Annotated in this window: 18 protein-coding genes and 1 pseudogene; 9 read left to right on the top strand and 10 right to left on the bottom strand. The window is 63.9% G+C overall.

All coding sequences use genetic code 11. The annotated features are described in order from the left end of the window. Positions 1-68: 68 nt before the first annotated feature. Complete coding sequence (locus V1273_RS23305; RefSeq protein WP_065728638.1) at positions 69-467, bottom strand: RidA family protein; 399 nt, start codon at positions 465-467, stop codon at positions 69-71. A 152-nt stretch (positions 468-619) separates the two neighbouring features. On the opposite strand from V1273_RS23305, the gene V1273_RS23300 reads away from it, so the two are divergent. Next, a complete protein-coding gene (locus V1273_RS23300; protein WP_334363592.1) occupies positions 620-1,213 on the top strand; it encodes a TetR/AcrR family transcriptional regulator in 594 nt (197 codons plus the stop codon). A 28-nt stretch (positions 1,214-1,241) separates the two neighbouring features. On the opposite strand, the gene purB is transcribed toward V1273_RS23300, so the two are convergent. From purB to V1273_RS23285, 3 genes are all read right to left on the bottom strand, one after another. Continuing rightward, complete coding sequence (purB, locus tag V1273_RS23295) at positions 1,242-2,549, bottom strand: adenylosuccinate lyase (RefSeq protein WP_334381631.1); 1,308 nt, start codon at positions 2,547-2,549, stop codon at positions 1,242-1,244. A 134-nt stretch (positions 2,550-2,683) separates the two neighbouring features. Continuing rightward, complete coding sequence (locus V1273_RS23290; RefSeq protein ID WP_334410964.1) at positions 2,684-3,337, bottom strand: response regulator transcription factor; 654 nt, start codon at positions 3,335-3,337, stop codon at positions 2,684-2,686. After that, positions 3,337-4,707: a histidine kinase gene (locus tag V1273_RS23285; protein WP_334410963.1), complete on the bottom strand. Its 1,371-nt coding sequence runs from the start codon at positions 4,705-4,707 to the stop codon at positions 3,337-3,339. The genes V1273_RS23290 and V1273_RS23285 overlap by 1 nt, the downstream gene beginning before the upstream one ends. Positions 4,708-4,911: 204 nt before the next feature. On the opposite strand from V1273_RS23285, the gene V1273_RS23280 reads away from it, so the two are divergent. The 5 genes from V1273_RS23280 (at position 4,912) to V1273_RS23260 (ending at position 9,720) form a co-directional block, all read left to right on the top strand. Continuing rightward, positions 4,912-5,679 carry a MotA/TolQ/ExbB proton channel family protein gene (locus V1273_RS23280; RefSeq protein ID WP_334410962.1) on the top strand — a complete coding sequence of 256 codons (768 nt, stop codon included), beginning with the start codon at positions 4,912-4,914 and terminating at the stop codon, positions 5,677-5,679. After that, on the top strand, positions 5,676-6,350 hold the full coding sequence (locus V1273_RS23275; RefSeq protein WP_334410961.1) for a hypothetical protein: 675 nt from the start codon (positions 5,676-5,678) through the stop codon (positions 6,348-6,350). The genes V1273_RS23280 and V1273_RS23275 overlap by 4 nt, the downstream gene beginning before the upstream one ends. Continuing rightward, complete coding sequence (locus V1273_RS23270; RefSeq protein ID WP_334410960.1) at positions 6,343-6,951, top strand: hypothetical protein; 609 nt, start codon at positions 6,343-6,345, stop codon at positions 6,949-6,951. The genes V1273_RS23275 and V1273_RS23270 overlap by 8 nt, the downstream gene beginning before the upstream one ends. A 346-nt stretch (positions 6,952-7,297) precedes the next feature. Continuing rightward, on the top strand, positions 7,298-7,894 hold the full coding sequence (locus V1273_RS23265; RefSeq protein WP_334363585.1) for a TetR family transcriptional regulator: 597 nt from the start codon (positions 7,298-7,300) through the stop codon (positions 7,892-7,894). A gap of 155 nt (positions 7,895-8,049) precedes the next feature. Next, entirely contained in the window at positions 8,050-9,720 is a 1,671-nt protein-coding gene (locus V1273_RS23260) for a LuxR C-terminal-related transcriptional regulator (protein WP_334410958.1), read from the top strand. A gap of 42 nt (positions 9,721-9,762) precedes the next feature. On the opposite strand, the gene V1273_RS34115 is transcribed toward V1273_RS23260, so the two are convergent. Next, the gene (locus V1273_RS34115) at positions 9,763-10,152 is read right to left on the bottom strand and encodes a GFA family protein (protein ID WP_442894104.1); all 390 of its coding nucleotides are present in this window, start codon (positions 10,150-10,152) and stop codon (positions 9,763-9,765) included. Positions 10,153-10,382: 230 nt separating this feature from the next. On the opposite strand from V1273_RS34115, the gene V1273_RS23255 reads away from it, so the two are divergent. After that, positions 10,383-11,582: an NAD(P)/FAD-dependent oxidoreductase gene (locus V1273_RS23255; RefSeq protein ID WP_334410956.1), complete on the top strand. Its 1,200-nt coding sequence runs from the start codon at positions 10,383-10,385 to the stop codon at positions 11,580-11,582. A 30-nt stretch (positions 11,583-11,612) separates the two neighbouring features. Here V1273_RS23255 and V1273_RS23250 read toward each other — a convergent pair whose 3' ends face one another. Continuing rightward, entirely contained in the window at positions 11,613-11,993 is a 381-nt protein-coding gene (locus V1273_RS23250) for a hypothetical protein (RefSeq protein ID WP_334410954.1), read from the bottom strand. A gap of 282 nt (positions 11,994-12,275) precedes the next feature. Beyond that, positions 12,276-12,977 (bottom strand): ribulose-phosphate 3-epimerase, encoded by a 702-nt coding sequence (gene rpe, locus V1273_RS23245; protein ID WP_334363579.1) that lies wholly within the window; start codon positions 12,975-12,977, stop codon positions 12,276-12,278. Between the two features lie 261 nt (positions 12,978-13,238). Here rpe and V1273_RS23240 point away from each other — a divergent pair, with 261 nt between their 5' ends. Further along, positions 13,239-13,985, top strand: coding sequence for an EF-hand domain-containing protein (locus tag V1273_RS23240; RefSeq protein WP_334410953.1), 747 nt, complete (start codon positions 13,239-13,241; stop codon positions 13,983-13,985). 12 nt (positions 13,986-13,997) lie between these two features. On the opposite strand, the gene V1273_RS23235 is transcribed toward V1273_RS23240, so the two are convergent. After that, positions 13,998-14,993 carry a P1 family peptidase gene (locus V1273_RS23235; RefSeq protein WP_334410952.1) on the bottom strand — a complete coding sequence of 332 codons (996 nt, stop codon included), beginning with the start codon at positions 14,991-14,993 and terminating at the stop codon, positions 13,998-14,000. Between the two features lie 69 nt (positions 14,994-15,062). Then, complete coding sequence (locus V1273_RS23230) at positions 15,063-17,456, bottom strand: MASE4 domain-containing protein (RefSeq protein WP_334410951.1); 2,394 nt, start codon at positions 17,454-17,456, stop codon at positions 15,063-15,065. Between the two features lie 290 nt (positions 17,457-17,746). Here V1273_RS23230 and V1273_RS23225 point away from each other — a divergent pair. Then, positions 17,747-18,025: pseudogene (locus tag V1273_RS23225) on the top strand (response regulator); the annotation flags it as partial. 67 nt (positions 18,026-18,092) lie between these two features. On the opposite strand, the gene V1273_RS23220 reads toward V1273_RS23225, so the two are convergent. Next, positions 18,093-19,586 carry an HWE histidine kinase domain-containing protein gene (locus V1273_RS23220; RefSeq protein WP_334412254.1) on the bottom strand — a complete coding sequence of 498 codons (1,494 nt, stop codon included), beginning with the start codon at positions 19,584-19,586 and terminating at the stop codon, positions 18,093-18,095.

The raw sequence follows: 19,586 nt of genomic DNA, 5'->3' as shown, positions 1-19,586 counted from the left end.
AGGCCGGAAAACTGCTGGGGTGGCTACCCAGGACCTCCTGTAAGCGGGGACACTCGCCGCCAATTGGGTCAGGTGGACTGAGGAAGGCGCGCGATGACCTTGATTTCAAAATCGAAGCCCGCCAGCCAGTTCACGCCCACCGCGGTCCAGTTCGGATAGGGCGGCTCACCGATCTCCTTCAAGCGAACTGCATTGACCGCCTCCCACTGCGTGGCCGGATCGGTGTGGAACGTGGTTACGTCAACGACGTCGTCAAATGTGCAACCGGCAGACTTCAGCACGGCCGAGAGATTGTCGAAGGCAAGCTGGACCTGCTTTTCGAAGACCGGCTCGGGCGACCCGTCATCGCGGCTGCCGACTTGGCCTGAGACGAACAGAAGGTCGCCCGAGCGGATCGCCGCCGAATAACGGTTGATCTCGTAGAGCGCCTGCCGTCCGGCAGGGAAGATTGCATCGCGTTTGGCCATGACGTCACTCCTGTTCAAAGGCAAGCCAGACCTCCACGGGTCCGGCTGTTTTTGCACCCTAAATTGACATACGCTCCGTATGTTTTCTATAAGTTACATACGCGGCGTATGTCAACTAGCATACGGGGCGTATGTAATTTGCGGAGATAGCGGTGGCCGCGAGGCGACGCGCACAGATGGTGGAAGAAACCCGGGCCAAGCTCATCCAGGCCGCCCGTAAGGCTTTCGCGACCAAAGGCTATGCGGCGTCGATGGACGATTTGACCGCAGAGGCCGGCCTGACGCGCGGTGCGCTCTATCACAACTTCGGCGACAAGAAGGGTCTGCTGCAGGCCGTGATCGAGCAGATCGACGCGGAAATGGTGGCGCGAATGCGCGCTGCACAAAATCAGGCGGAGACCCGGTGGCTCGGCTTTCTCGCCGAGGGCGTCGCCTATATCGAAATGGCGCTGGAGCCGGAGATCCAGCGCATCATGCTGCTAGACGGGCCGGCCGTGCTCGGCGATCCATCGCTATGGCCCAACCAGACTGCGTGTCTTCGCTCGACGACGCAAACGATCCAGGCGCTTATCGACGAAGGAACGGTGAGGCCGATGGATGCGGAAGCTGCCGCGCGGCTGATCAATGGAGCGGCGCTCAACGCCTCGCTCTGGATTGCCGCAGCCAACGATCCGCATGCCGTCTTTGCAAAGGCTGTCGAGGCTTTCCGATATCTCGCGGTCGGTTTGCTGCAGACCGAGAGATGACCGTCAAGCGTTCGGACGGCGTGCGTTGTCAGCTCTCGCCGAACACGCGCTTGAAGATCGTGTCGACGTGCTTGAAGTGATAGCCGAGGTCGAACTGCTCCTCGATTTCGGCATCGCTCAGGTGCTTCTTCACGTCGGGGTCCTTTTTCAGCAGCGTCTGGAAGTCGCCTTCGCCGCGCCAGACCGGCATGGCGTTGCGCTGGACGTATTTGTAGGCGTCCTCGCGGCTGGCGCCCTTCTGCGTCAGCGCGATCAGAAGCCGCTGCGAATGCACGAGACCGCCGAGGCGGTCGAGGTTCTTCTGCATGTTGGCGGGATAGATCAGGAGCTTCTCGATCAGGCCGGCAAGCCGCATTAGCGCGAAGTCCAGCGTCACGGTGGCGTCCGGTCCGATCATGCGTTCGGCAGAAGAATGCGAGATGTCGCGTTCGTGCCAGAGGGCGACGTTTTCCATCGCCGGCATCGCATAGGCGCGCACCATGCGCGACAGGCCGGTCAGATTTTCCGACAGCACCGGGTTGCGCTTGTGCGGCATGGCCGACGAGCCCTTCTGGCCCTCGGAGAAGAATTCTTCGGCCTCCAGCACCTCGGTGCGCTGCAGGTGCCGGATTTCGATGGCGAGCCGCTCGACCGAAGAGGCAATCACGCCAAGCGTCGCAAAATACATCGCATGCCGGTCGCGCGGGATCACTTGCGTGGAGATCGGCTCCGGCTCCAGCCCCATCGCCTTGGCGACATGCTCTTCCACGCGCGGATCGATCTGCGCAAAAGTGCCGACGGCGCCCGAAATCGCGCAGGTCGCAACTTCCTTGCGGGCGGCGACCAGCCGCTCGCGGGCGCGGGAGAATTCCGCATGGGCATAAGCGAGCTTGAGCCCGAACGTCACAGGCTCGGCATGGATGCCATGGGAGCGGCCGATGGTCGGCGTCATCTTGTGCTCGAAGGCGCGCTTCTTCAGCGCGGCCAGCACCTTGTCGAGGTCCGATATCAAGAGGTCCGCGGCGCGGGTGAGCTGCACGTTGAGGCAGGTGTCGAGCACGTCGGAGGAGGTCATGCCCTGGTGGACGAAACGCGCCTCGGGGCCGACGATTTCGGCCAGATGGGTCAGGAAGGCGATGACGTCGTGCTTGGTCTCGCGCTCGATCTCGTCGATCCGTGCCACGTCGAACGTCGCATGCTTGGCCTTGGCCCAGATCGTCTTCGCCGCCTCCTTGGGGATCACGCCGAGTTCCGCCAGCGCATCAGCCGCATGCGCCTCGATCTCGAACCAGATCTTGAAACGCGTCTGCGGCTCCCAGATGGAAGCCATTTCCGGGCGGGTATAGCGGGGGATCATCGACAACTCCGAAGCGGGCAGGCGAGGCGCACGAGGCGGCTCCCGGCCGATTTGTTTTTACGCCGTGCTTTAGCAAATCGTGCCGGGGGAGGCCACCCGTACGGCGGCCGCGAGCGGGGAAAACCGGGCCGCCGCTAAAGGCTGGCCAATCCGCATTCCACGGCCAGGCGGACAAGCTGCGCGTCCGTCCGCATGCCGGTCTTGGTCTTGATCAGATAATGGTAGTTCTGCACGGTCTTGATGCTGAGATTGAGATTTGAGGCGATCTGCTCGGTGGTCGCGCCGGCGGCCAATTGCCTGAGGATCTCGATTTCCCGCTCGCCCAGTTGATCGAGCAGCGATCCCGAGGGGGAGAGGCTTTCCAGCGCCAGCACGCGGGCGATGTCGTCGCTCATCGCCTGTTCGCCGCGGACTAGCGAACGGATCGCCCGGATCAGCGCTGATGGGTCCGATCCCTTCGTGACGTAGCCGTTTGCGCCGGCATTGAAGGCGGCCTTCACCTGCGCCGCCTCGCAATGCATGCTGAAGACGAGAATGCGGGTGTCGGAGGAGCGGGCGCGAATATTCCTGATCGCCTCGAGCCCGCTGGCGCCCGGCATCGATATGTCCATGACCACGACGTCAGGAGCGTGCGCCTTGAACGCGCGATAGGCGTCGGCGGCGTTGTCGGCCTCGGCCACCACCTGGAAATCATCCTGGTGCTCCAGCACGCGCCGGTAGCCTTGCCGGACCACAGGATGGTCGTCGACGAGCAAGATCGAAATGCCTTTGCTCTGCGACGCGGTCATCAGGCTGCAAGCGGGATCGTGGCGGCCACGCTCACCCCGCGATTCGCATCCGCGATCGACAGCGAGCCGCCGAGCGCGGCGACCCTCTCGCGAATGCCGGTCAGGCCAAAGCCGGGAGAGCCGGCCAGCTTGGCCGCATCGCCGCCACCGTCGTCCTCGACGTGGACCAGCAGCGCGTTTTCCGCGCCGGTGCGCCGCTCGATCCGCAGCACGATCACCCGCGCCGAACTGTGCCGCAAGGAATTGGTCAGGCACTCCTGGGCGACCCGATAGGCGGTCGCAGCGACGGCGCCGCGGACGTCGGCGAGATCGCCCTTGAGATCGAGCTGGATCACCGGCTGCGTCGCATTCCGCGAGCGCCAGCTATCGACGAGATCGACAAGGCAGGCCTCAAGCCCGAGTTCCTCGGCGGGCGGATGGCGCAAGCGGTTCAACGTATCGCGCAGGCACGCCATGATGCGATGGGTGGCTTGCGAGATCATCCGCGCGTCCTGCGCGACCTCGCTTCTCGCCTTTTCCCGCGCGCTGGTTGCTTCGATCGTGTTGGCGAAAGCGAGGATCGCCGTCAGGTTCTGTCCGAATTCGTCATGCAGTTCACGGGCAAGCGCCCGCCGCTCGTCGCTGCGGATTTCGAGCAGGCGCCGGGTCAGCGCGGCGCGTTCCTCCATCGACCGCGCGAGGCGGTCGCCGAGATCGCCGACGGCCTGTCCGATCATGGCAAGTTCCATCGATCGGAAGCGGGGCAGCGACGTGCTGTATTGTCCGCGCGCCATCCGCTGCAGCGCGGCGACGATCTGCTGCGCCGGCGCAAGCGTGTGCGCAATTGCCAGCGAGGCAAGCAGCGCGATCGCCACCGCCATCAGCAGGGCGACGTGGATGTTGTCGAGGATGTGCTGCCAGGCGAGTGCTATGGCGGCATTTGGATCGGCAGCGGCCGAGACGCTGCCTGCGTTGGCCGCGCGGGCGCTGATCGGCCGGACGAACGCGGCGTGATCCCCAAGCAGTGTCTGCACGGTGGCCGCGAACCAGCGCGGCGGAGCTTGGCCGATTCCCTTGCTCTGTCCGCAAAGCGGCTTCTCGAACGCGCCCGCCGGCTCGAGCCGGACGCAGATACCCGGCGAGATCAGCCCCATCGTTTCGATGGTGCGCCATTCCGGCACCGGCAGCAGTTGCTCGCGCATCCTGTTGCTGCGCAACGTCAATTCGCGCCAGTAGAGCGCTTCCAGCGCCACCGAGACACGCTCGGCGGAAGCGGCCGTGGCACGATCGACGCTGCGATGCGCGTCGATCGTCGCCCAGATAGTCGCCGCTCCCAGGCACAGGATGACCACGAGAAATAAGCGGGCGACGAGCTGAAGCACGAGGCGCATGCGATCACTCCCGAAGGTGCGGATAAGCGTAACAGCACCGCCAACCCGTGCCAATGCAGTGCGTTCTAATTCGGGAAAATTTCCCAACCAACCGTGGGCATATGTCTTTGGACGCGGTCGTGACCGCTGGTCTATCAAAGCCAAGGGACGTGCTTGCAGGCGGCCTTCCGGCCGCGGCGCGCCATTCCAGGGAGCTGACGCAGCATGAGTGCAACGGCTGGCGCCGAGACAGCATCGTCCGGCGCGGATACGTCGGAACGCAGCGTTCTCCTGTTGTGGATGATTTTCACCGGGCTCTCTGTTTTCGCCGTGGTCGTCTTATGGCGATACGGGTTGCTCCATCTGATGATCATTTCAGACCGCACCTACATTTCGAGCGTCATTGCCGTCCTCTATATCGTCACTTGCTTCCATTGCTTCTGGCGGACGCGTGCGATCGCGCGCGAAGGCGAGATCACGCGACGCTGCCGCGCGATGCTGTCGGTCCCGGGCGGCGCAAGGGGGTTGGACGAGGATGCGCGCGCCTTGCCGGGCGGGCTGGTGACGGATCACATCCGCAGCCTGGTGCAGAAGGCCAGCGCGCAGGCTGCCGGGCGCATCGACCAGACGCTGCTGCTCCGCTCGCTCGCCGACCGGCTGCGTGGCTCCAACGGATTTGGCGTGTTCGTGTCTGACACGCTGATGAAACTCGGGCTGCTCGGCACCATCATCGGCTTCATCATCATGCTGGCGCCGATCGCCACCCTCGATGCGGCCGACAAGGTCGCGATGAAATCATCGATGGGCCTGATGAGCGACGGCATGGCGGTGGCCATGTACACGACGCTAGCCGGCCTGATCGGCTCCATCCTCGTGAAGATCCAGTACTACATGCTGGATGCCGCGACCCAGCGGGTATTTTCCGATGCCGTCATGCTGACCGAGACGCACGTCACCCCGGCCCTGGAACGCCATCTTGGAACGCCGGCATGATGGATGATTTCGGTCTCTATCCGCGCGAGGAGGCCTTCGATCCGCTGGGCGTCATGCTGTTCAAGGCGCTTCAGGTGATTGCGTTCCTGTTCTTCCTGGCGCTGCTCGCAGTCTCGCCGGACGCGAAGGACGGCAAAATCGATTCCAAGGCCGAGTTCATCATCACGATGGACTGGCCGGACAATCATCCCGACGATCTCGATCTGTTCGTGCAGGACCCCGCCGGCAACATAGCCTGGTATCGCCACCGCGAAGCCGGTTTCCTCACGCTCGATCGCGACGACCGCGGCGGCGCCAACAATTTCATCATCGTCAACGGCAAGAAGATTGCGTCGCCGATCAGGGAAGAGATCGTCACCGTGCGCGGCATCGTCGCCGGCGAATACACCGTCAACGTCTCGCATTTCCAGGCGACGACCGGGCAGCCCGTCGCGGTGAGCGTGAAAGTCCAAAAACTCAATCCGACCGCGCAGGTGATCTTCGACAACAAGCTGACGCTCGACCACACCGGCGAGGAAAAGACCGCGCTGCGCTTCTGGCTCGATGCCGAAGGCAAGGTGCTCGACGTTCAGCAGCGGCATAAGTCGCTGATGGAGACGTTCCGCAACGTCCGCGCCAATGGCGCGGATCTCGATCCGAAAACCGGCGTCAGGATGCCGCGCCGTGAGTAGCCTGCAAGATGTCGTCCTTACGCTCTCTCTCAGCTATGCGCTGATCGGCGCGCTGTTGCTGATTGTCCTAGTCTATGCGCGCTTGCCCTGGTCGGCCAAGGCAGTCGCCGTGGTGGTGACGAGCGCGTTCTACATTGCGAGCTTCATGGGCGTGCGCGGCCTGCTGGGGTGGGCCAGCATCGACAGGCTGCCCGCAAGCTTCAAGCTGTTGCAGGCCCGGATCGTGGAGCCGCACTCGCTGGAAGGCGATCCGGGCTCGATCTATCTCTGGGTCGAAACGCTCGACGACGGCAACCGGCCGAGCGGTGTGCCAAGGGCCTTTCGCATTCCCTATAGCGACAAACTCGCGCAGAAGACCGACAAGGCGGCCAGTGAGATCGCCGCTGGCCGGCCGCAAGGCGGCCGCGCCGCCGATTTTGGCGATGGCGGGGGCCGCCTGCTCGAAGCCGCCCGGGAGTACATCATGCCCGCGGCGATCATAGATACGTCGGGAGGCGACCCCTCCACGGGCGGCGGATTGGCCGCGGCTCCCCGCGACGGCGACGGAGTGTCGTTTACGCCGCTGCTCCCGCCGCGGATGCCGCCCAAGGACGAGCAGTAGGCTTGGGGCGGGGGTCTCCGGAAGCCAGTCAATCACGGATTATTGACTGACAGATATTGAAATCTGTCAGCGAGAGATGCTATATCCATTGCCGACGCCGGTACTGGGCGTCACCCGGCTCGTTGGCCCGGAGCCCGGGGACTTGCAAAGGACTACGCCATGACTGCCCATCTCATTCATCTCACCGCCCAACTCCAGCGCTGGCTCAATCAGAGCGTCGCCCGCCATCTGGCCGCCCAGGCCGAGCGATTGGAACCGGTGAAACATTAATCCGCCAAAGGATTTACAACGCGGATCGCAAGGGGATTAGAATGACCACCCGTCACATCGTTTCGCAGGTGCGCGCATGAACGAAGTCGTGGTTCTGACCCCCGAACGGATTCTGGAGGTTACCGAGGACGTTCTGCGCCGCTACGGGCTGGCCAAAGCAACGGTGGTGGACGTTGCCCGGGCGCTCGATGTCAGCCACGGCAGCGTCTATCGCCATTTTCCCAGCAAGGCTTCGCTGCGCGAGGCGGTGGCCAAGCGCTGGCTCGACCGTCTCAGCGCGCCGCTCCTGAAGATCGCAGAAGCTTCCGGCCCGGCGCCCGCCCGGCTGGAGAAGTGGCTGCGCACGATGTTCTCGATCAAGCACAAGCGGCTCAGCGACGATCCCGAGATGTTTGCGACTTACCTGGCGTTGGCGCGGGAGGCCTGCAGATCCGTGAGCTGCCACAAGGACTGCCTGGTCGATCAGATTGCCCGGATCCTCTCCGACGGCGTGAAGCAGGGTGAATTCGAGGTCGCCGACATCATGGTTTCGGCGCGCGCCATTTTCGACGCCACCAGCCGCTTCCACCATCCCGCCCATGCCGAGGAATGGAACGAGCCGGGTGCCCCGGCACGGATCGATGCGCTGCTGGCGCTCGTGCTCAAGGGGCTGGAAGCACCGCGCAAGCACTGACGATCCTTCTGAAACCGACTTGCAAGACAAAGCCCGTTTTCCCGCCATCGGAAATCCACTCGCGCGAAAGGCATCCTGCCTGTCGACTGTTCCGCATATGATGCTTTGGCAAATCTCATGGGTCCGCTTATCTCTTGGGGGACTGGAGCAAACGCATGAAGCGGTGTCCGGGCCAGCAGAAGCGCGGAGGTGCGAGCAAATCCGGCGACCTCGATCTGGCCCGTGAATATTATCGACAGCGCGCCTGGGCCGACGCTTACCAGGCGTTCTTGCGCGCCGACCAGGAAACCTCGCTAACTGCCGAAGCTCTCGAACTGCTGGCGATGACCGCATACTTGGTCGGCCGGGACGAGGATTATCTCAAGGCGCTCGAACGGGCCTACAATACGCACCGGGATGCTCCCCGGCGTCTTCGCGCCGTCCGTTGCGCGTTCTGGCTCGGCTTTCGCCTGCTAATGCGCGGCGAGATGGGCCGTGCGAGCGGCTGGTTTTCCCGTGCTCAACGTTTGCTGGAGCGTGACACGCGCAAATGCGCCGAGCGGGGCTATTTGCTGCTGCCGGTCGTCGAGCAACGCCTCGGATCTGGTGAGTACGAGGCCGCGTTCGCCGCTGCAGCCGAGGCCGCCGCAGTCGGCGAGCGCTGTGGCGACCCGGACCTCGTCGCCTGTGCCCGCCACCAGCAGGGCCGCATACGACTGCAGCAGGCGCAGCTCGGAGCCGGACTCGCGCTCTTGGATGAGACCATGGTCATGGTCACTGCTGGAGAGCTATCGCCGCTGGTGACTGGCTTGATGTATTGCAGCGTGATCGCGGCCTGTCAGCAGGTATACGCACTCGACCGAGCCCGCGAATGGACAGGCGCCCTGGCGCGGTGGTGCGAGGGCCAGCCCGATATGGTCGCCTTCGCCGGGGTTTGCCAAGTGCATCGCGCGGAGATCCTGCAGTTGCAGGGCGCCTGGCCTGAGGCGATCGAGGAAGCGCGGCGCGCCTGCGCGCGGTCGCAGGGCTTCGACCGGCGGGCTGCCGCCGGAGCGCTCTACCGGCAGGCAGAGGTCCATCGTCTGAAAGGGGAGTTTGCAGCGGCTGAAGAGGCGTATCGAGGCGCGAGCCAGCTCGGCCTGGAGCCCCAACCGGGCTTAGCGTTGCTGCGCCTTGTGCAGGGACGGCCCGACGCGGCCGTTACCGCCATTCGCCGCGTCGCAGGCACGACGGCGAACCGCCTGAAACGCATGGGTTTGCTGCCCGCCTATATCGAGATCACCTTGGCCGCCGGTGACGTTCAGGACGCACGCAACGCCTGCCGAGAACTCGAGGACATTGCGCGGAGCTTCGATACGAGCGTGCCGGATGCAATTGCCGCGCAGGCCTGCGGAGCGGTGGACCTCGCCGAAGGGGACGCGCGGGCCGCACTCGGTTCGCTGCGCCGTGCCTTCGAAGTGTGGCAGGGGATCCCGGCGCCCTACGCGGCTGCGCGCGTGCGCGTGCTGATGGGACAGGCCTGCCGCGCCCTCGGAGACGAGGACGCTGCCGATCTGGAGTTCGACGCGGCCCGGACCATTTTCGAGCGTTTGGGTGCCGGCCCCGATCTCACGCAGATCGGCTCGCTGACGAAGGGCGTCGCTTGCAGCAATGTGTATCGCCTGACCCCGCGTGAGCTTGATGTTCTTCGCCTGGTCGCCGCCGGCGAAACCAACAAGGCGATTGCTGGCAGGCTCTCCCGAAGCGAGAAGACGGTCGACCGGCACGTCAGCAACATCCTCGCCAAGCTTGATGTCCCCTCGCGAGCCGCGGCGGCGGCCTTTGCGTGCCGACACAAGCTGATCTGAACACTGAGATTGAGGTCGAAGGTTTCGATCAGCTTCGGACGGTCAAACGGGCGAGCCGGACGCGGCTTCCGGGCGCAACCACGGGAGCCTTTCGCCTGCAAACGCCTCTCCCGTGGGCTTGAGCTTCTCGGGTTCTTCGAACGCGCCGAGATGAAAGTGTGTCTCATTGGGCCGTCGCTGGTTCGCGCAGGTCAGGGTCGAGCCGCACCTTGCGCAGAACCCGCGCTCCACGCCCGGCGATGAATTGTATTTACTGATCGCTCCGCTTGTTACCGTGACGGCGGAGTCGTCGAAGGCAACGAAGACGGATGCCGGCGCCCCGGTATGGCGCCGGCAACTCTCGCAGTGGCACCACAGGACCCATTTCGGGCGCCCAGCCGCACGGAAGCGTACGGCACCGCAGAGACAACGCCCCTCGAATGTATCGCTCATATCGTTTCTCCTTCCCGGCGGCTTGCCGCCGGCTTTAACACGTCGCGATCGTGCCATACCTACGGCGCCCGCGAATGGGGAAGATCACCCATACGATTGCAAGGGCCTGATTGGGGCGTTCTCCCGAAGCGCCTGCTCCCGTTTCTCTCTAGCACCACAGCAATGGTACGCCGCGGATCCGCGATGCGCCGAGCCCGCGTCTGATTTGTCAGCACAAGGAGAGAGCCGCGATGACCAAAGCATTCGACGCAATCGTAGTGGGCGCCCGCTGCGCGGGATCGCCGACCGCAATGCTGCTGGCCCGGAAAGGATATCGGGTTCTCGTGGTCGACCGCGCAACTTTTCCGAGCGACACGGTCTCTACGCACATCTTGCATCCCCTTGGCGTAAGTGCCCTGTCCAGTTGGGGCCTTCTCGATCGTCTGACTGCGACCGGGTGCCCGCCGATCGACAGCTATGCTTTCGACTTTGGTCCTTTCACGATTGTGGGCGCGCCAGGCACGAGTGAAGCTCCGGTTGCGTACTGTCCGCGCCGCACGATACTCGACAAGCTGCTCGTCGATGCTGCGGCTCAGTCCGGCGCGGAAGTTCGCGAAGGCTTCGCCGTGGATGAAATCTTGATCGAGGACGGACGGGCGGTCGGCATCAAGGGCCGCTCGAAGCATGGCGGCCCTATCGCCGAGCGCGCTGAAATCGTCGTCGGCGCCGACGGCAGACACTCGTTCGTGGCCGAGGCGGTCCGGCCAGAGCACTATGACGAGAAACCCATTCTGCTCGTCGCGTATTACACCTACTGGAGCGGACTACCGATGTTCGGCAAGTTTGAGCAATATATCCGTGACGGGACCGGATTTGCCGCCGCTCCAACCCATGACGGGCTGACGATGGTGATCGTCGGTTGGCCATACGCAAGGTTCGACGATTGCAAGAAGGACATCGAAGGGAATTACCTGAAGACCATCGCGTTGGCGCCGGCGTTCGCCGACCGCCTGCACGAAGCCAAGCGGGAAGCGCGCTTCGTCGGTGCGGCGGTGCCGAACTACTTTCGCAAGCCCTACGGCCCCGGCTGGGTGCTCGTGGGCGACGCGGGCTACAACCGGGACTTCATCACCGGACAAGGAATCATGGACGCCTTCCATGACGCCGAGCTCTGCGCGGTCGCGCTCGACAGGGCCTTCTCGGGAGCGCAGCCGTTCGACGCGGCGATGAGCGAGTACCATCGCGCGCGCGATACACGGGTGGCGGCAATGTATGAATTCACCTGCATGCTGGCGACGCTGGAACCACCGCCACCGGATATGCAGCACCTCCTTGGCGCGATTCACGGCAATCAGAAAGCTATGGATGCGTTCGCGCGGATGAATGCCGGAACAATATCACCTGCTGAGTTCTTCGCGCCGGAAAACGTCAATGCGATTACGGCCGCTTAGGACGTAACGCCGCGATCAGACGGCGCGCGCTCAATCGAGTGTCTGGACCGGAGGCAGCGTTGTGCCGGAGCGCGGCGGGTTCGGCACGGGATAGCTGGTGACGCGGCTGCTCCGTTCGGCCTGACCGGCGGAATTGGATGCGGGGCCTACCGCTTCCGCCCTGGCGCCTCGCACGCTGTCCCTTGAAGCCTGTCTGCGGTGCCGCGACGAGCGCGAGCCTTCCAGTCCCCACGAGCGCGATATCGAAGGCCCGGCCGTATAGCCGACGAAGGCGCCGGCGACAGCCCCGATCGGCCCCAGCACGACGGCGCCGGCCACGGCGCCGAGGGCCGCGTCGCCTGCGCGCTGCGCGAGCGCGGCAGAGGGCGCGAGTACCAGGAGCATTGCGGCTGTGGTGAAGGCCTTGATCATATTTCTGTCCCGTCCGTGGAAAGCGGGATGCTGGTCCGCGTTTATGGCGAGATGCGTGAAGCTTTGTGGCCGGAGCGTGGACTTTCGGGTTCCATGGCTCACTGCGCGCCCGAGTGTGGCTTTCCTGCCGGCTCTTTTTCGACGTTATCGCCGTCGCCCCTGCGAACGCAGGGGCCTATACGCCGCGGCCGGCGGAATGGGCACTCGAGCGACGGCTACGTTTTCAACAATGTAGGCTGGTGGGTATGGGTCCCTGCGTTCGCAGGGGCGACATTGAGGTGGCTAGACCGCTTCGCCGCGCGCCAGCGCCGCCGCGTTGCGGATCGCGGATATGTTGGCTTTGTAGCTGTCCACAGTGCCGCCCTTGAACACCGCCGAGCCCGCGACCAGCGCATTGGCGCCGGCTGCGGCCAACTGGCCGGCGACATCAGGACCGACGCCGCCATCGACTTCGATGTCGATCGGACGTCCCGCGGCCATAGCCCTGACGTCGCTGACCTTGCTAAGCGCGGATTTGATGAAGGCCTGGCCGCCGAAGCCGGGATTGACCGACATCACAAGCACCAGATCGATCAGGTCGATAACATATTCGATCGCGCTCGCCGGCGTGCCCGGGTTGAGCGAGACGCCGGCCTTCTTGCCGAGCGCGCGGATTGCCTGCAGCGAGCGGTGCAGATGCGGGCCGGCCTCGGCGTGGACGGTGATGTGATCGCAGCCGGCCTTGGCAAACGCTTCGAGGTAGGGGTCGCAGGGCGAGATCATCAGATGCGCGTCGAAAATCTTCTTGGTATGCGGGCGCATCGCCTTGATGACATCGGGGCCGTAGGAAATGTTCGGCACGAAATGTCCGTCCATCACGTCGAGATGGATCCAGTCAGCGCCCGCCGCGTCCACAGCGCGGACTTCCTCGCCGAGCTTGGCGAAATCCGCCGCCAGGATCGACGGTGCGATGACCAGGGGACGCGACACAAACTGCTGGGACATGTGCGTTTTCCCGAAAGGCTTGCGAGAAGGAGGAACGGCCCCGCGTAACATGCAGGAGGGCCCGGGGCAATGCGCGGCGCCGCCGTCTCCTGTGGGCGGAAAAATCTGCCGCGGCGGGCAGCTATTGCCGACTTCGCTGGACCGGAAGGGGTGAAGGAAAGCCCGATTTTATTGGCTTTTTCTTCATGGCATGGCGCTTGCTGAGGAAAACGGAACACGAGCTGTGGGCCGCTTTACGCGCGGCATTGTTGGAGTTCCGCCATGTTCTTTGCTCTGGGCGCCGCGTCATCGGCCATCGATGCCCTCAAGGCGCTGACGTCGTCGAAATCGTCTGCGCCAACCACCGGCCTCAGCCAGAACTTCGCAAGCTTCGGCCAGTCGTCCCCAACTGCGCCGGCTTCGATCGGTCCAGAGGCAGGCTCAAGCAACGGCTTTTCGACGATATCGCCGGAAACCATGAGCGCGCTGCTTGACGCGCAAAGCCAGTCCTCGGGAGGATCGGGGACGGCCTTAAAGACCCGCCACGCCGCGCTGAAGGACCTGTTCGGGCAGATCGACGGCGACGGTGATGGCAAGATCAGCAAGACGGAATTCGAAGAGGCGCTTGGCGCGGGCGGCACCAACATTGGGCAGGCCGATAGCGTGTTCGGAAAACTCGATCAGGACGGCGACGGCTCGGTCAGCATCAAGGAGCTGGCATCGGCGCTCCGGCCCGACAAGGGCCATCATCGCGATCGCGATGAGGCGGGCGGTAGTGATGGATCAGGCTCCGATCCAGTCTCCCAGACATGGCAAGGTGCCACCACCACGACCGTCACCAACAGCGACGGTTCGGTAACGACGTCGCTGACCTATGCGGATGGCTCGAAAGTGGCGATGACGTCGCCGGCTTCCGGAAGCTCGTCCGCATCAGCGACATCGTCCTACAATTTCATCGAGCAGATGATTCAGCGCGAAGCCAAGGCGATTGCGTCCGCGGCCACCGCCTCGCTCTCGGTCAGCGCCTGAGCGGACCATGCTCTAACCGAACCGATCGCTCCATGCCGGGAGCGCACCCGGAAAAGGTAGCGCGGTCGCAGCATGGACGCCGCGCGCGATTGCGCGCGCGACCGTATTGGCAGCCACCATGCCGAGTTCGGTGAGGCCGAACAGTGGATCGATCGGCTTCTTGCCGGTCGCGGCGGCAAACACCACGTCGCCGTCCAGCGGCGCATGCACGGGATAGATGGCGCGCGCCATGCCGGTTTGCGCGATCATTGCGAGCCGCCTGGCCTGCGGTTTGGTCAGCACCGCATCGGTGACGACGACCACCAGCGTGGTGTTCTGCGACGGAGTGGCTAACGGCGCACCCTTGAGGCGGGCTCTCAGCATATCGGGCGTGAACGAGGGCGGCAGTCCTCGCCCGCCAAACTCGTTGTCCTTCTCGAACGGCGCCGCCCAGAACCACGGGCCGTCGCCGATCGTCACGCTGCCCACCGCATTGACCACCGCAAGCGCGCCGACGGTCACGCCGCCGTCGGTCTGTGCCGAAGCGGAGCCGAGGCCGCCCTTGAAATTGGCAGTGGTCGCGCCAAGGCCGGCGCCGACGCTGCCGAGCGCGAAATCGGCAGCCGCTGCATTGGCCGCGGCGTAGCCGAGATCGCGATAGGGGGGAAAGCGTCCCCATGCCTTGTTGCCGCCGTTGAGCAGATCGAAGCAGATCGCGCCCGGAACGATCGGGATGACTGCGTCACGGATGCGAAAACCGCGCCCCTGTTCGGCAAGCCAGGCCTGCACGCCGCCGGCGGCATCCAGTCCGAGCGCTGAACCGCCGGCAAGCGCGATGCCGTCGATTGCCTCGACGGTGCTCTCAGGGCTGAGCAGCGCTTCCTCGCGGGTGCCGGGGCCGCCGCCGCGCACGTCGATCGAGGCCACTGCGGGCGAGTCGAACAGGATCGCGGTGACGCCCGAGGCGACGCTAGCGTCATGGGCGTGGCCGACGCGAACGCCGGAAATATCGGTGAGCAGGTTTTTCAAAGCGCCGGTCCGTGGGGCTGCATCCGTTTTGGCGTGCCATCCACGGATATATCAGCCGCCGGGCTTGCTTCAACTGGCAAGCGCCAGCCGGATCATCCGGGCAAGCTCGGATTTGCGATAGGGCTTCGCCAGCAGCAACACGCCGGAATCCAGGCGGCCGTGATGGACGATGGCGTTTTCGGTATATCCCGAGGTGTAGAGCGTCTTGAGGTCAGGCCGGCGCTTCAGCGCTTCGTCGACGAGCTGGCGGCCGTTCATGATGCCGGGCATGATTACGTCGGTAAACAGCAGGTCGACGTTCGGGACATCGTCGATGATGCGCAACGCATCGGAAGCGTTGGCTGCCTCCAGGGTGGTGTAGCCCAGGCTCTCGATCTGGGTGATCACATAGCGCCGCACCAGCGCATCGTCCTCGACGACGAGGACAGTTTCGGTGCCGCCCTCGATATTTCCCGAGACCAGCGCTTCCGCCGCGGTCTGCTGCAATCCCGTTGCCCGCGGCAAATAGATCTTGACGGAGGTGCCGTGGCCTTCCTCACTGTAGATCTTGACGTGGCCGCCCGACTGCTTGACGAAGCCGAACACCATGCTCAGCCCGAGGCCGGTGCCCCTGCCGACTTCCTTGGTCGTGAAAAAGGGTTCGAATACCCGTTCGAGCAGCGCGGGCGGGATTCCGGAGCCGGTGTCGCTGACTGCGATCATCACGTAATTGCCTGATGTGACCTCGCTCTGCATGCTCGCATAGGTTTCGTCGAGAAAGACATTGCTGGTCTCGAGCGCAAGCTTGCCGCCATTGGGCATGGCGTCACGCGCGTTGATGGCCAGATTGAGGACGGCCGTGGTGAGCTGGTTCGGATCGGCCAGCGCGGTCCACGCATCCTCGGCCAGTAGCGGCGTGATTTCGATGTGTTCGCCGAGCGTGGGGTGCAGCAGCTTGGCCGCCTCCAGCACCAGCGCATTGACGTCGACTTCGACGGGCTGCAGCGGCTGCTTGCGTGCAAAGGCGAGCAGATGCTTGGTCAAATTGGCCCCGCGTTCGGCGGCCTCATCGATCAGCTTGGTTACGGCGGCGAGCTGGGGCTGATCGGCGACCGCTTCTTCTAGAATGCCGATGGTGCCGGTGATCACGGTCAGGATGTTGTTGAAGTCGTGCGCCACGCCGCCTGTGAGCTGGCCGACCGCATCCATCTTCTGCGCATGCCGCAATTGGGCTTCCGCAGCCTGCTTTTCGGTCAGGTCGCGGCCGATGAAGAAATGGCGGCGGACCGGCTCCGACCACGTGCCGGTCCAGTTCAGCGCGACGGTCTTCCCCTCCTTGCTGATATAGCGCGTCTCGAAATTGCGCTTGCTTTGTCCCCGTCGCCCCGCCCGCATCTCCCTGCGGGTGTGTTCGAGGTCGTCGGGGTGGATGAACTTGATCGCGTTGTGCCCAACCATTTCCGAGGGCTGATAGCCAAGGATGTCGCTGACGCTCGGGCTGACCTGGATCAAATTCCCCACAGAATCGCTTACCAGGATGAGGTCGTTCGAAGATTCGAATATGCGCCGCCGTTCCTCCATCTCCTGGTCGAGCGCCTGCTCCGTTCGCTTGCTTTCCGTACGCGATGTTCCGAGCAGACGCGCGAGCTTGGCTTGCAGGCCGACGTTGTCGACGAGCAGCACGGCGAGCACGAAACTCGCGGCGCAGAGGCCGTAGATGCGGCCGAGATAGAAGCCGACATCGAACCGCGCCACGTTCAGCATCGCCGACAGGGCGATGTCGAACAACCAGGCGCTCATCACGACCATCAGCCAGACGTCGAGAACGAAATGAGGCCTGCGAAGCCACAGCACCGTCAATGCAGCGAAGCTCAGGCACCATACGGTCGAGACCACGCCTAGCATGATGGGCGTGTAATGACCGCCGCTTAGAAGGATCGGCAGACGATCGTGCTGGGCGGTGACGAGCCAGGTGAATGCGGCCATCGCGACACTGACCGCAACGATGCTCGTAACGACGGCCGTGCCGGCCGAGCCTCGTATCTCCTCGTTGTCCGTCGCCCTCAGTAGCGCATAACCCAGCACCAGTAGCGGGAATACGCCGTGCCAGACCATGTAGAGCCAAACGGTGGTCTGCGGTCCCGCACCGAGCAGCCCACCGGGCGCGAACAGGCCGGGAAAGGTGAGGGCATGGACGATGGCCGCCATCGCCGTGAACAAATATCCGCTCGCCAGCAACAGCAGCCCCCGTGAGCGGGTCATCGCGAACTGTGAAAACAGCAGGACAGCGGTGATCAGGTCGTTGATCGCCAATGCGGACTGGTAGCTGGCGACGAACGCGGGCACCGGGGCAAGCGGCACGCCGGCAAATGGCACGGCGCAGGCGAACAGCACCGCCGAGAAGCCGACCACGGCCAGCGCAGCCGTGCGATCGCTGCGCGTCGCCTTCATCGTGGAAAGAAAGATGTTGCGCTCGTTACCCATATCGTCTTCCGGCCAAACTGGCAGCGAACGCGCCATCACAGAAGCTATAAGACCCGCAACAACAATGCATCCGATGCGGCCGGACATGATACCAGTAGGAACCGCACCGCCAAGCTACGCTAGCGACGCCGCGGCGGGAATCAACCCAAGGTCACGTATCACCTGAAGGAAACAGCAGGGAAGCCGATTGAGGTAACCACCTCTTTACCGACCGGCCGAATAAAGACTGCGGAACCGCCGAAACCACGGATTCGCGTCGTAAGCTCGTGCGATCGACCCGGGAGGCTTCGATGCCCCGCGTGCTTGTTGTTGACGATCAGGCCGACGTCCGCACGATGATTTCTATCGTGCTGCGTATCCATCGTTTTGAAATCGTCGAGGCAGACAGCGCCGCATCCGCATTGAAGCTGTTCGAAGATGCGAGCTTCGACCTTGCGATCGTCGACATCTTTTTGCAGGGCACTAACGGCTCCGATCTGATTGCAGCGGTGCGCGCCCGCGTGCCGGACCTGCCTGTCATTGCGATTTCGGGAATGACCGCGCTGGACCTTCTGTCCGAAACGCCAGAACTTTCCGACGTCATCTGTCTGCAGAAGCCGTTTCGTCCGCCGGATTTGATGCGTGCGATCGACAGTCTTACCGCTCAGCGCGTCGCAGACCATTGCCATCGACAGCAGCCTCAAGGATCGAAACCGGATCGGCGCCAAACTGCCGTTGCGACAACGGAACCGACAGGCGGCACACGAGGCCTTCCGGGCGCCAGTCGAATTCCGCCCGGCCACCGAGCTGCGACTCGATGCTGGCGATGACGCTTCTGGTTCCGAACCCTCGCGACACCGGCTTCTCGACATGTGGCCCGCCAGTCTCCGACCATATGATCTTGAGAAGGCCCGCCTGGTCTTCCCAACACACCGACAGCCGGCCCGACAACGCAGACAGCGCGCCGTACTTCGCCGAATTGGTTACGAGCTCGTGCAGCGCCAGTGCAACCGTTTGAGCCGTCGCCGGCTCGAGATGGATCTCCGGGCCGGACAAGTCGATCTGGTCGCCGGTGGAATAGGGCGCCAGCTCCTCATCGATCAGTTTGCGTATTTCGGCGCCCTGCCAGCTCGAGAGCGAGAGCACGGTGTGCACGCGCGCCAGCGCATTGATCCGTCCTTCGACGGAACGGACGTAGCTTTTCACATTGTCGCCGCGCGTCAATCGGACGATGGATTGCGCGAGCGCCAGCGCGTTCTTGGCGCGGTGGTCGACCTCCCGCGCCAGCAGGCTTTGCCGCTCTTCGGCCTGCTTGCGTTCGGTGATGTCGACGGTGACGCCGCTGACGCGGATGACGCGGCCGCCCTTGTCGGTACTTGCCGCCGCCGTTCCCGCGCACCAGCGCACCTCGCCATTCGGCCGGATGATGCGGAATTCCGCTTCGTATGATTTCGCGCCCCGGGCGAAGCTGGCCCACGCCTCGTGCAATTCATGAACGTCGTCAGGGTGAAGCAGCGCCTGGATATTGGCCGGCGTCAGTTCGAACTTGCCGGGATCGACGCCGAGGATCTGATATTGGCCTTCGTCCCACATAAAGTCGCCATTGACCCAGTCCCAGTCCCAGGAGCCCATCTTTCCGGCCGCGATCGCCAGACTGCGGCGCTGTTCGCTTTCCAGAAGCCTGGCGTGCGATTCCTCGAGTTCGGCGGTGCGTGCGCGAACCCGGTCCTCGAGTTCGACGTTGAGCTGTTCGAGCTGGCGCGTTTTGCGATAGAGCTCCGCGAACACCTTGATCTTGGCGCGCAACACTTCGGGCACCACAGGCACCGGAACGTAGTCGACCGCGCCCATCTCATAGCCGCGCAGCCGGTCGATGTCGCTGACCTGGATCGCGGAGATGAAGATCATCGCCGTCTTCTGGAAGCGGGGATGTTCGCGGATCATGGCGGCGAGCTCGAACCCGTCGAGTTCCGGCATGCAGACGTCGACCAGGATGATGGCAACATCGTTCTTGAGCAGGAATTCGAGCGCTTCGCGCCCGGACGAGGCCTTGACCAGGTTCTCGCCGAGTTCTTTCAGGATGACCTCATAGGCGAGCAGCTTCGCCGGCTGATCGTCAACTAGAAGAATGTTTACCTTCTCTTGATCCAT

Source organism: Bradyrhizobium sp. AZCC 1721 (assembly GCF_036924715.1).
Lineage (GTDB): Bacteria > Pseudomonadota > Alphaproteobacteria > Rhizobiales > Xanthobacteraceae > Bradyrhizobium.
This window is presented reverse-complemented; position numbering and strand designations above follow the sequence as displayed.